Consider the following 12943-nt stretch of genomic DNA (forward strand, 5'->3'; position numbering starts at 1 on the left):
TTTTTGTTTGTATCTAGGTCATATTGCCTTTGTCATCAAGGCCATCAATGGTCACACCTTGTAAGAAGCCTGCGCCTTGTTGCTCGTTATTACGTAGTTTAATCATCAAGCGTAAGTCATTTGGCGAATCCGCATGATGCAGCGCATCGGCATAATTAATACGTTGCTGTCTGTAAAGCTCAAACAGCGCTTGGTCAAAGGTTTGCATGCCCATCTCTGTTGATTTGGCCATGGTTTCTTTAATACCCCCAATATTACCGTTTTTAATTAGCTCACTGACCATTGGCGTATTAAGTAATACCTCAATGGCAGCAACACGCCCTTCCCCATCAGAGGTCGGAATAAGTTGCTGAGCAATGATAGCGCGTAAATTTAATGCTAAGTCATATTTAAGCTTATCGTGCTTTTCTTTTGGTACTAAGTGCATAATGCGGTCAATAGCTTGGTTAGCATTGTTGGCATGCAGGGTGGCAACACATAAGTGACCTGTTTCTGCGAAGCTCAACGCATATTCCATGGTTTCTTGCGAACGAATTTCACCAATTAAAATAACATCAGGCGCTTGGCGCAAAGAGCTTTTAAGTGCCGATTCAAAACTTTCAGTATCTAAACCCACTTCACGTTGGGTAATAATACTTTTTTGATGTTCATGCACAAATTCAATCGGATCTTCTATGGTTAAAATATGCCCACGTTGATTGCGATTTCTATAACCAATAAGTGCCGCCAAAGACGTTGATTTACCGGTTCCCGTACCACCTACAAATAACACGAGTCCGCGCTTTGACATAATCACATCGGTCAATGCAGAAGGTAATCCAAGCTCTTTAACATCGGGAATTTTAGTGACGATTCGGCGAATAACCATGCCCGCTCTGTCGCGTTGCCAAAAAGCCGAAATACGAAAGCGCCCTTCGTTAGTTGCAATCGCAAAGTTACATTCTTTAGTGTTATGAAACTCTGCTTTTTGTTTTTCACTCATCGCTGATTCAACTAACTCTAGCGCTTGCTCATCTGTTAATTTATCGTCATTAAGAGGAGTTAGCTCGCCGTTAATTTTAGCGCTAATAGGAAGTTGGCTCGATACAAATAAATCAGAGCCTTTTTTGTCGATCATTATTTGTAAAAAGTGATTTAAAGATAAAGTCATAATAATTCCTTAAGCGCTAAACTGCGTCTTATCTTGCGCTTTTGTATACGCCGCTGAGTGAGTGATAATGCCACGGTTAACTAAGCTTGTTAAACATTGATCCATGGTTTGCATGCCTTGCGACGCACCTGTTTGAATTGATGAATACATTTGTGCAATTTTATCTTCACGGATTAAGTTACGAATAGCAGGCGTTGCCAACATAATTTCGTGTGCAGCCACTCGCCCTCCCCCTACTTTTTTTATCAGTGTTTGCGAAATAACTGCACGTAATGACTCAGAGAGCATAGAGCGGATCATATCTTTTTCTTCGCCAGGGAATACATCAATAATACGGTCAATGGTTTTAGGTGCAGAGGTCGTATGTAAAGTACCAAACACCAAGTGACCGGTTTCCGCAGCGGTCATAGCAAGGCGAATAGTTTCTAAATCTCGTAACTCACCCACTAAAATAACATCAGGGTCTTCACGGAGTGCGCTGCGTAGTGCGTTAGAAAAGCTATGTGTATCACGATGAACTTCCCGCTGATTAATTAAGCTGAGTTTATTATCGTGAACAAATTCGATAGGATCTTCAATAGTCAGCACATGATGATGCTTAGTTTGGTTAATGTAATCGACCATCGCCGCAAGCGTGGTCGACTTACCTGAACCTGTAGGGCCCGTGACTAACACTAGGCCTCGTGGGTTATCTGAAATTTGTTTAAATATTTCAGGTGCGCCTAAATCTTCAAGAGTGAGTACGTCACTCGGGATAGTACGAAACACAGCAGCAGGGCCACGATTAGAGTTAAAGGCATTTACACGAAAACGTGCTAAATTAGGGACTTCAAAAGAAAAATCCACTTCGAGATTTTGTTCATAGTCCTTACGCTGGTTATCGTTCATAATGTCATAAACCAGACTGCTGACTTCTTTATCTCCAAGTGCTGGTATATTAATACGTCGCACATCGCCATCAACACGTATCATAGGTGATACCCCTGATGATAAGTGCAAATCTGATGCTTTATGTTGCACACTAAATGCCAATAATTCGGTGATATCCATTTATGACTCCACAACTAACTGATAAATATATGGTTACAATAGCAGAACGACTCACATCCGCCTACGCTAGAATTGCAGAGGCAGCGCACAAAGCACAACGTAATAGTAACGATATTACGTTACTTGCAGTATCTAAAACCAAACCCGCTACTGATATTATGGCAGCTTATGAGCAAGGGCAACGTCAATTTGGTGAATCTTATGTTCAAGAGGCTGTAGATAAAATAGCGCAACTAGACACATTTAGCGATATTGTTTGGCATTTCATTGGCCCTATTCAGTCAAATAAAAGTGCTTTAGTCGCTGCCAATTTTGCTTGGGTGCAAAGTGTAGACAGACTTAAAATAGCCAAGCGATTAAACAGTCAACGTCCTGAGACAATGCCGCCACTGAATGTACTTATTCAAGTGAATATTAGCGAAGAAGAAGCAAAGTCTGGTTGTCACCCCAATGAAATCACTGAGCTGGCGCAATATATAGATCAATGTGCCCATTTACAGTTGCGCGGACTGATGGCTATTCCCGCTAAAAGCGACGATGCAAACACGCAAATTCAATATTTTGAGCAATTACAAACTTGCTTTGATAAACTACAGACCCAATATCCTCATATAGATACGTTGTCGATGGGGATGAGTAACGATGTAGAGGCTGCCATAGCGGCAGGTTCAACCATGGTGAGGATCGGCACAGATATTTTTGGAACACGAACTTAAAAGGTGATAACAGACATATGTCAGATAAAAAAATCGCATTTATAGGCACAGGTAATATGAGCTACGCCATCATTGGTGGCATGGTAAAAAACGGCTTTAACGCAAATAATATTATTGCGACTAACCGCAACCAAGAAAAACTAGCTAAGGTAGCTGCCGACTTTAAGGTGCAAACCACCAGTGACAATAACGAAGCTATGCGCGATGCCGATGTCATTGTTTTGTCTGTTAAACCACAAATGATGGGCGATTTATGCCAATCATTTCAAGATTCAGGTGTCGACTTTAGCGATAAATTATTTATCTCAGTCGCGGCAGGCTTAACCGTTAAGCGCTTACGAGAAATGCTTGGTCAAGATGTAAAAATGGTACGTTGTATGCCAAATACGCCATCATTACTTGGCCGTGGTGTATCTGGCTTATATGGTGCAGGCGAAACCCAAAGCGAGCATGAGTTTGTACAGCAAGTATTTGAATGTACAGGCATTGTTGTATGGGTTGAAAAAGAGTCGCAAATAAACGACGTGATTGCTGTTACCGGCTCTTCACCGGCTTACTTTTTCTTATTTATGGAAGCCATTGAAGAAAAAGCCAAAGCGCTTGGGTTTAGTGATGAAGACGCACGCCGCTTAGTGCAGCAAACCGCCCTTGGCGCAGCTGAAATGGCACTTAGCCAAACTGATATTAGCATTTCACAATTACGTTCAAATGTGACATCAAAAGGCGGTACCACGCATGCAGCCGTTGAGCATTTAAAAGCACAAGGTTTAACTAAAACCGTAGGCGATGCAATGGATGCGTGTATTGCGCGTGCAGTGCAAATGGAACAAGAACTTTAAAACCATTTTTTATTGAAGGTTATACTATGAATGCCATGCAATTTTTAATTAGCACCTTGTTTGATCTATTTTTAATGGTGGTACTACTGCGTTTTTGGCTACAGTGGGCAAAAGCCGACTTTTACAACCCTATGAGCCAATTTGTGGTTAAAGCCACTTCGTTTGCAGTTAACCCGCTGCGAAAAGTCATTCCAGGGCTAGGCGGGCTTGATTTAGCCTCTTTGTTGCTGGCATTTATAGTGGCTGCGGCAAAAATAAGTACCCTAATGTGGCTGATTTATAGCTCTTGGGCTATTCAACCTGTGCTTATACAAGCGCTAATAACTGTTTTAAAAGAAGGTTTAAATTTAGTCTTTTGGGTATTAATCATCCGCGCTATTTTAAGCTGGGTAAGCCAAGGCTATAACCCAATTGAAGCGGTATTCCATCAGCTTACTGAGCCAATGTTAAAGCCCATCCGTAAAATTTTACCGCCATTAGGGGGGTTAGATTTATCGGTACTGGTACTAATCATCGGCATTCAGTTTTTACAAATGCTGCTGATGGACCTTTTAGCTTAAGCATAACGTAATATAAAAGAGGCCTAGTGCCTCTTTTTTACATACTCAGGAGTTAACCATGCAACGTTTAATAAAGTTTTGTTTTATTGCTTGTCTCGCCTTAGCATTTAATGCACACAGCGCACAAGAACAAGGCGCCCAGTATAAAGAACTAGGCCCTTGGCAAGTTCATTACATAGCCTTTCCATCAACGTTTATTCAGCCACAAATAGCCAAAACGTATGGCCTGGAACGCAGTGGCTTCAAAGGTATTGTTAATATTTCCATCTTAAAAAATGATACTGATAAAACAGCGCAAAAAGCGACATTACAAGGCACCGCTAGAAATTTATTAGGCAATAAACAAAGCCTCAACTTTAAAGAAGTGGTTGAAGGCGATTCTGTTTATTACCTAGCACAAGTAGATTACACCAACGAAGAAATTTTACGTTTTGAAATTGAAATCCAACAAGGTAACCAGTTCCAAACATTAAAGTTTCAGCAAAAATTTTACGTAGATTAAATATGACCAACACCTTAGTACTTGCAACCGGCAATCCCGGCAAAGTAAATGAGCTGGCTAACATGCTCAGCTCGCTTAATATTAATGTAGTACCACAAAGCGACTTTAACGTGAGCGAAGTGGCCGAAACAGGCACCACGTTTGTAGAAAACGCGATAATTAAGGCGCGTCATGCAGCTAAAATAACTGGATTACCGGCTATTGCTGATGATTCGGGATTAGAAGTTGATAGCTTAAATGGCGCACCCGGCGTTTACTCTGCCCGCTTTGCAGGTAAAGGCGCAAGTGATCAAGATAATATCGATAAATTACTGGCTGATTTAGGCGATAACCCTAACCGCCGTGCTCGTTTTTGGTGTGTATTGGTACTGATGCGTCACGCCGACGACCCTACCCCACTTATTTGCAGTGCTAGCTGGGAGGGCGAAATTACCCTTAGCCAACACGGTGAAGGTGGCTTTGGCTACGATCCTATCTTTTTTGTGCCATCAGAAAATTGCACCAGTGCAGAGCTGACAAAAGCGCAAAAAAATGCACTGAGTCATCGTGGGCAAGCACTTAAAATGTTACTGCAAGAGCTACAACACAAAGGCGGCCTGTGAACCTTCCTCCACTTAGTTTATATGTGCATGTGCCATGGTGCGTGCAAAAATGCCCGTACTGCGATTTTAATAGCCACGGGCAAAAAGGTGACATCCCTGAAGCTGAGTATGTACAGCATTTAATCGACGATTTAAAAGCTGATTTACACTTAGTACAAGAGCGTAAAATTCACAGTATTTTTATAGGTGGCGGCACACCAAGTCTATTAACCGGCGCGGCATACACCCGTTTACTCAAGGAAGTAGATAGCCTAATTGGCTTAAGCGATAACTGTGAAATAACCCTTGAAGCAAATCCCGGCACAGTCGAAACGGGCCGTTTTAAAGATTATGTAAAAGCAGGCATTAACCGTATCTCTATCGGCGTGCAAAGCATGCAGAACGATAAGTTAAAAGCCCTAGGTCGAATTCATGGTGCCGATGAAGCCAGTTATGCTGCACAGCAAGCCAGTGAAGCAGGGTTAAATAGCTTTAACCTTGACTTAATGCATGGCTTACCAGGGCAGTCTCTTGATGATGCACTGAGTGATTTAAAACAAATTATTGCGCTCAATCCACCGCATATTTCTTGGTATCAGCTCACCATTGAGCCAAATACGCAATTTGCTTCAAAACCGCCGACTTTGCCACAAGATGAAACCTTATGGGATATTCAAGAGCAAGGCCAAGCATTATTAGCACAAGCTGGCTATCAGCAATATGAAATATCAGGGTATGCAAAACCTGGCTATCAATGCCAACATAACTTGAATTATTGGCGGTTTGGCGATTATCTTGGCATTGGCTGCGGCGCTCATGGTAAGGTTACTGATGCGAAAACGGGGGTGATAACACGCACTGAAAAGGTAAAACACCCTCGGGGCTATATGGATATTATTAAACCCTACTTGTACAAAAGCTGGCAAGTAGAGCAAGACGACTTAGCGTTTGAATTTTTTATGAATCGCTTTCGTTTAATAGAGCCATGCCCTATAAATGATTTTAATGCGCTGACGCAGCAACCACTGCAAAGCCAACAGCATGCACTAGATAAAGCCATTAATGCCGGTTTACTAACAAAAACAGACAGCCACTGGCACGTTACACTCCAAGGGCAACGTTTTTTAAATGATCTACTTGCGTTATTTGTTTAGTGACAATAATAGGTTTCTAACAACAAAAGGGAAACGAATGCGTAAACTTACTCTAATTGCTGCCACCATTAGTGTGGCACTGCTTGCAGGTTGCCAACAAGCAACACAACAATCAACGCCTGCACCTGCGGTTCAAGCTCAACCTGTTCAAAGTGAAATTGACAAAGCGAATGCTTTTTTTGAAGACACTTTTAATCGTGATGTCATGAGCAGCCCGGTTTATCAAACCTACATGGGCATCAAAAAAGATTACGATAAATGGGATGACAACAGCGAAGAAAAAGCCCTTAAAGACTTGGCACAAGCTAAAGCCGATTTGGTCACACTCAACAGCATTAATCGTGCGCAATTAGATACAGCAACCCAAGTAAGTTATGATTTAAAAAAACAAGATTTAGAAGCCAGCATTGCTGATTTCAAATGGCGTTACCACAACTACCCTGTAAACCAAATGTTTGGTACGCACTCTATGGTGCCGGCTTTTTTAATCAACCAGCATCAAATTAGCAACGTAAAAGAAGCCAACGATTACATTGCTCGTTTAAATGGGGTACCGGGTGTATTTGATCAGCTTATTACTGGCTTAGAAATTCGCGCCGATAAAAACATCATCGCGCCTAAATTTGTATTCCCACACGTCATTGATTCAAGCAAAAACATCATTAAAGGTGCGCCGTTTGAACAAGGTGAAGATTCTACGCTTTTAGCTGACTTTAAACGCAAAGTTAATGCCTTAGAAATAGACCAAGCTGAAAAAGATGCACTTATTAGTAAAGCGACTGAAGCATTAAAAACAGCGGTTAAACCTGCTTACTCTAAGTTAATTAACTACATTGCACAGTTAGAAAAACGTGCTGATGACCGTGACGGTGCTTGGAAATTCCCTAATGGCGAAGCGTTTTACAATAACGCACTGAAACGCACCACCACGACAGACCTTACAGCAAAAGAGATTCATGCCATTGGCCTTGCTGAAGTATCACGTATTCATGATGAAATGCGTGCCATTAAAGATAAAGTCGGTTTTGAGGGCGACTTAAACGCCTTTATGCAGTTTATGAAAACCGACAAGCAATTTTATTTAGCTAACACTGAAGCAGGTAAAGCACAGTACCTAAGTGAAGCTAAAGGCTTAATTGATAACATGAAAACACGCTTAGATGAGCTGTTTATTGTAAAACCAAAAGCCGACATGATTGTAAAACGTGTTGAAGCATTCCGTGAAAAAGCGGCAGGTAAAGCGTTTTATCAACAACCTGCGCCAGATGGTTCTCGCCCAGGTATTTACTACGCCAACCTATACGACATGGAAGCAATGCCTACTTACCAAATGGAAGCCTTGGCTTATCATGAGGGGATTCCAGGTCACCATATGCAAATTGCCATTTCACAAGAACTTGAAGGTGTACCTAAGTTCCGTAAATTTGGTGGTTACACAGCCTACATTGAAGGCTGGGGGTTATACTCAGAATTACTACCAAAAGAAATGGGCCTTTACGAAGACCCGTATTCAGATTTTGGTCGCTTAGCCATGGAATTATGGCGTGCATGTCGTTTAGTGGTTGATACCGGTATTCACGCAATGAAGTGGACTCGTCAAGAAGGTATTGATTACTACGTTAACAACACCCCTAACGCCACTTCTGACGGTGTGAAAATGGTTGAGCGTCATATTGTAATGCCATCTCAAGCAACGGCTTACAAAGTAGGTATGCTGAAAATTTTAGAACTACGTGAAGATGCTAAAATGCAACTTGGCGATAAGTTTGATATCCGCCAGTTCCACGATGTAGTGCTTAAAAATGGCCCTGTACCATTAAACGTACTAGAAAACTTCGTTAATGAGTGGATTGCCAGCAAACAAGCTTAATTTTTAAGTATTTACTTAAAGGTATAAAAGGTCGCAATTGCGGCCTTTTGTTTTATAAAGCAAAAAATTAAGCTAGGATAAAGTTGGAATTCAAGGAGAACAGAATGGATCTAAGCATACAGCTACTCAATGCGCGTATTAAACAACAGCAGTTTGATGAGCTAGATAACGATTTTAAAAAGCTCACTGAGGCACAGCAAGTAATACAGCTTAATTACCTGTTTGAAAGTGCGCTACGCATGAGTATTAAATACGATTTTATGCAAAACATCGCCGTGCGTATTTTAACCACCAATACGCCACCAGCGCCGTTTATTGAAAAACTAACCAGTTTAGACGCGCTGAGTTTTTTTACGCCTGCACTTAAATTAAATAAGGGATTTATTAGTACAGACGACTCTGGCAATAACGCCCTGCATAATGTATTTAAGCAAGCAATGCCCACACAACTGCCTTTTAACTATGTTCGCTCGTTAATGTTATTTGAATCTAACGAAGAGTTACTACATGCATTAGCACATACAAATAAGCAAGGGCTCACTCCGGTTGCCAGTTACATCGCCTATGCACATAAGCCAAACATTCCGGTAAAACATGAATTTTCGGCCTTGCTCGCATTAATGGAAATAGAGCAAAAACAAAATCCTGCAGCAAAATTACAAATACTTGAGGCATTAAAAAATAACCCCCCAAGCGAGATAACCTTGCTACTGAGCGCCGCTTATTTACAGCGCTCTACTGAACAAGTGGCGGCTCTAATCTGATAAGTAATATTCTACGCTGGTAACAACACGTACGTTTTTAATTTGCGGCGTGTTTGAATCCCGATCGCTAATGCTAAACTGCCCTTGGCGAGCGGTTTTAATTTTACCTAAGCGTGAATTTGAATCTTTAGCAAACTTATCTGCCACTTCACGGGCTTTTTCTGTGGCTTCTTGCACCATGGCTGGTTTTATATCGTTAAGCCCAGTAAAAATATACTCAATACGGGTTTGATAGTTGTCTTGCACAATAGCTATATTTTGTTTAGCTAACTGACTCACTTTGCTCAGTGCGTTTTTAACTTTATCAGGAGCATTGGAGTAAACAATAATATTTGAGCTAATAACATACCTAAACTTTTGGTTATCATTCGCGTATTCACGGGCTTGCTTATCAATAATAGATTGAGTACCTGTCGATATTTCTTGATCATCAAAGCCGTGTAACTTTAAAAAAGCAATCACCGCATCATTTTTTTGCTCAACTCGCTCAACAAGCTTTTCAAGATTGTTGTCGGCATCGTTAAACTGCAAAGGCCAAATAACGGTATCTGCCACAACTTCACGTTCAGCTAACCCTTTTACCTGCACCGTGCGCTCCATCCCTTTAATATCAAGCGCAGCCCCTTTTATAATAAAACCCAATGCAATTAGGCCAATGCTTAAACACGCTGCTGCCATAAAAACGGTTACATTCGATATTTTATTCACTTCACTCTCCTTGATTAGGGTCTGTTGACCTTTGCGGATTAAAATTTGTTCAAACTAGGGGCGGTTTAATCGCGGCGCGAGGTTTGTAACCTAGTGGGCTAAGTAAAAACCGAGCAACAAAGAGTAAATCGCCCCTAGGCAGAACCCTTCGGGCAGCGCCTGTTTGGCATTGATGCTGCTTTATCGCCTATTTATGGGGAATAACCACACCACATAGGCTCTGCCTTGCCTAAATACCAAACAGACAGCTGCAAATTTAACCTTGAAAGGTCAACAGACCCTAATATCAATAATAAGCACGTTCACGCTCGAAAAAACACTATAAACAGGTTACATTGAGAAGGTATAGATAGCAAAACTTAATCAGCCAAGGAAACGCAATGAGTCTAAAACGTATTAGCCAGTTTTTTAATCCAAGCTCAGTCGCTGTTATTGGGGCATCAAACACCCCTACTCGGGCTGGTAATGTGGTAATGCGTAATTTATTACAAGGCGGGTTTAAAGGGCCCATCATGCCTGTTACACCCAATCATACTGCAGTGCATGGCGTATTGGCTTACTCAAGTATTGAAGCCCTTCCCAAAGTACCTGATTTAGCCGTTATCTGTACCAATAAAAACACCTTAATGAAAATTATTGAGCAGCTAGGTACGCTGGGGTGCCAAAGCGCTATTATTATTGCTGATGGCCTAACAGGTACCCAAAAACAAGAACTTAAAGATAACGCTGCAAAGCATAAAGTGACGCTGCTTGGCTCAAATTGCTTAGGGTTACTTATTCCGCATATAGGTTTAAACGCGAGTTTTTCGCACACTGTTGCCACGCCAGGTAAACTGGCTTTTGTGTCGCAATCAGCGGCTGTTTGTTCAACGATTCTTGATTGGGCTAAAAATAAAGAAATTGGCTTTTCATACTTTGTATCTATGGGAGATTGTTTAGATATTGAGTTTGACGAAATACTCGACTTTTTAGGCCGCGACGCTAAAACCAAAGCTATCCTACTTTACATAGATAACATTAATGATATTCGCAGCTTTATTTCTGCCGCGCGTGCGGCGGCATTTTCTAAGCCCGTGATCGCTATTAAAACAGGCAGAACCAGTGCAGGCGCTCTTGCCGCTGAAATACACACCGGCGGAAAACAAAGCTCAGATGCAGTATATGATGCCATGTTTCAACGTGCAGGGATGTTGAGAGTAAATGATTTGCGTGAACTCTTTGCCGCCACTCAAACCTTAGCAATGCACCCCAAATTACTGCAAGTAGAGCAGCTAACTATATTAACTAATGGCGGCGGCCCTGGAGTGATGGCCGTTGATGAACTTATTCAAAGCTCAGGTAAACTTGCTCAGCTTAGTGATGAAACGCGCGAAGCACTCAATAAAGTGATCCCACATTCAGACACAACATCAAACCCTGTCGATATATTTGGCGATTCTGCGCCAGTGCGTTACAAACACGCATTAGAAATACTGCTTAATGCTAAAGAAGTTAAAAACTTACTGATCATTCATACTCCATCGGCATTGGCCCCGAGTGAAAATTACGCTCAGGTTATTGTTGAGGCACTGAACAAATTACCAAAAATGGCACGCCCGTATGTGATCACTAATTTCATGGGAGAAGATGCCGCCTTCGCAGCCAGACGCATCTGCGCAAATAACGCCATTCCGACCTATCGTACCCCAGAAGGCGCAGTTGGTGCCTTTATGCACTTAGTAAGCTATCGTCGTAACCAAAAACATTTAACCCAAACGCCAGAATCAAACACCGATGATGCAACTATTAATAAAGTAGCAGCGAAAGCAGCTATTAAAGAGTTTTTAAATGATGAGCAACATTACTTATCAACCCATCAAGCGAGTCAAATTTTAAGTAGCTACGGTATAGACTGTATCCAAACTGAAGTAGCCTACACCCCTACTGAGGCAAAAGAGCAAGCAATAGAGCTAGGTTTTCCGGTCGCATTAAAGTTGATGAGCCCCAGCATTCCCTCTAAGTCTGAAGTCGGTGGCGTAGTACTCAACCTCAATGATGCACAAGAGGTCGAGCAAACGGCATTTGCCATGCTGTTAAGAATAAAAAACACCTACCCTGATGCTATTATTGATGGCTTTTCGTTACAAAAAATGGCGCCTAGAGCAGGTGCCAATGAGCTGCGCATAGCCATTAAAACAGAGCCTAATTTTGGGCCAGTTATTTTATTAGGTGAAGCTGGCACAGGGCTTGAGTACGCTCAAGCGGCGGTGGCCTTGCCACCACTGAATATGAATCTAGCTAAATATTTAATTGCCGCCGCCCATGATAAAGGAGTCCTTAAAGATCGCATTCTGCCAGAAAAAGTAGATAAATATCGTTTATGTGCGCTACTGACCCGAATTTCTCAACTCGTTGTCGATCAACCCGATATCACCTCATTAGAGCTAAATCCTATTTTAGCCAGTAATGGGCAGTTTTTAGTCCTTGATGCCACCATGAACCTAAATCAGTATCAGGTTCAGGCGCACCGAAAACGTTTATCAATCCGCCCTTATCCTATTGAGTTGGTTGAAACGGTGACCCTAAAAAATAAGACCTTAGCAACGCTCAGACCAATCAAACCAGAAGATGAGCAGGCACATCAAGAGTTTGACCGCTCCTTAAGCAAAGAAGATAGATACAAGCGCTTTTTTGGTGAATTGCCACAATTTAACCATGATCAACTCGCTAAAATGACGCAAATTGATTACGACCGCGAGATGGCATTTATTGTTACCCAAACACAAGACGAGCAACAGCACACATTAGGGGTTTCGCGAGTGATTATGGATCCCGATAACTTACAAGCAGAGTTTGCCATTGTGGTACGTTCTGATTGCCAAGGACTTGGGTTAGGGCGTATTTTAATGAACGCGGCTATTTCTCACTGCAGACGCCAAGGCGTGAAAACGGTTGAAGGTATCACCCTGCCAGAAAATACCGGCATGATTGAGTTGGCTCGTAAACTCGGGTTTAAAATAAGTCGTGATTTTGAAGAAGGCAGTATCAATATGCTGCTCACATTGTAATA

12 protein-coding genes are annotated in these 12943 nt (G+C 41.8%); 9 read left to right on the plus strand and 3 right to left on the minus strand.

Annotated features, from left to right (window positions below):
- Positions 1 to 13 precede the first annotated feature (13 nt).
- Both L641_RS0100400 and L641_RS0100405 read right to left on the minus strand, forming a co-directional pair.
- Positions 14 to 1150, minus strand: coding sequence for a PilT/PilU family type 4a pilus ATPase (locus L641_RS0100400; protein ID WP_024600820.1), 1137 nt, complete (start codon positions 1148 to 1150; stop codon positions 14 to 16).
- A 9-nt stretch (positions 1151 to 1159) separates the two neighbouring features.
- Positions 1160 to 2200 carry a type IV pilus twitching motility protein PilT gene (locus L641_RS0100405; protein WP_013465851.1) on the minus strand — a complete coding sequence of 347 codons (1041 nt, stop codon included), beginning with the start codon at positions 2198 to 2200 and terminating at the stop codon, positions 1160 to 1162.
- Positions 2201 to 2202: 2 nt separating this feature from the next.
- On the opposite strand from L641_RS0100405, the gene L641_RS0100410 reads away from it, so the two are divergent.
- The 8 genes from L641_RS0100410 (at position 2203) to L641_RS0100445 (ending at position 9186) form a co-directional block, all read left to right on the plus strand.
- Positions 2203 to 2916 carry a YggS family pyridoxal phosphate-dependent enzyme gene (locus tag L641_RS0100410; protein ID WP_024600821.1) on the plus strand — a complete coding sequence of 238 codons (714 nt, stop codon included), beginning with the start codon at positions 2203 to 2205 and terminating at the stop codon, positions 2914 to 2916.
- 17 nt (positions 2917 to 2933) lie between these two features.
- Positions 2934 to 3755 carry a pyrroline-5-carboxylate reductase gene (proC, locus tag L641_RS0100415; protein WP_024600822.1) on the plus strand — a complete coding sequence of 274 codons (822 nt, stop codon included), beginning with the start codon at positions 2934 to 2936 and terminating at the stop codon, positions 3753 to 3755.
- Between the two features lie 26 nt (positions 3756 to 3781).
- Entirely contained in the window at positions 3782 to 4315 is a 534-nt protein-coding gene (locus tag L641_RS0100420; protein ID WP_024600823.1) for a YggT family protein, read from the plus strand.
- Between the two features lie 58 nt (positions 4316 to 4373).
- Entirely contained in the window at positions 4374 to 4817 is a 444-nt protein-coding gene (locus L641_RS0100425; RefSeq protein WP_024600824.1) for a DUF4426 domain-containing protein, read from the plus strand.
- 2 nt (positions 4818 to 4819) lie between these two features.
- Positions 4820 to 5419 carry an XTP/dITP diphosphatase gene (locus L641_RS0100430; protein ID WP_024600825.1) on the plus strand — a complete coding sequence of 200 codons (600 nt, stop codon included), beginning with the start codon at positions 4820 to 4822 and terminating at the stop codon, positions 5417 to 5419.
- Positions 5416 to 6552, plus strand: a complete 1137-nt coding sequence (hemW, locus tag L641_RS0100435) for a radical SAM family heme chaperone HemW (RefSeq protein ID WP_024600826.1) — start codon at positions 5416 to 5418, stop codon at positions 6550 to 6552. The genes L641_RS0100430 and hemW overlap by 4 nt, the downstream gene beginning before the upstream one ends.
- Positions 6553 to 6589: 37 nt before the next feature.
- Complete coding sequence (locus tag L641_RS0100440) at positions 6590 to 8422, plus strand: DUF885 domain-containing protein (RefSeq protein ID WP_024600827.1); 1833 nt, start codon at positions 6590 to 6592, stop codon at positions 8420 to 8422.
- Between the two features lie 104 nt (positions 8423 to 8526).
- Entirely contained in the window at positions 8527 to 9186 is a 660-nt protein-coding gene (locus tag L641_RS0100445) for a hypothetical protein (protein ID WP_013465858.1), read from the plus strand.
- Here L641_RS0100445 and L641_RS0100450 read toward each other — a convergent pair.
- Complete coding sequence (locus L641_RS0100450; RefSeq protein ID WP_024600828.1) at positions 9178 to 9894, minus strand: SIMPL domain-containing protein; 717 nt, start codon at positions 9892 to 9894, stop codon at positions 9178 to 9180. The two genes, L641_RS0100445 and L641_RS0100450, sit on opposite strands and share 9 nt — an antisense overlap.
- A gap of 380 nt (positions 9895 to 10274) precedes the next feature.
- On the opposite strand from L641_RS0100450, the gene L641_RS0100455 reads away from it, so the two are divergent.
- A complete protein-coding gene (locus L641_RS0100455; protein ID WP_024600829.1) occupies positions 10275 to 12941 on the plus strand; it encodes a bifunctional acetate--CoA ligase family protein/GNAT family N-acetyltransferase in 2667 nt (888 codons plus the stop codon).
- Positions 12942 to 12943: the final 2 nt, after the last annotated feature.

Source organism: Pseudoalteromonas sp. TB41, from assembly GCF_000497975.1.
Lineage (GTDB): Bacteria > Pseudomonadota > Gammaproteobacteria > Enterobacterales > Alteromonadaceae > Pseudoalteromonas > Pseudoalteromonas tetraodonis.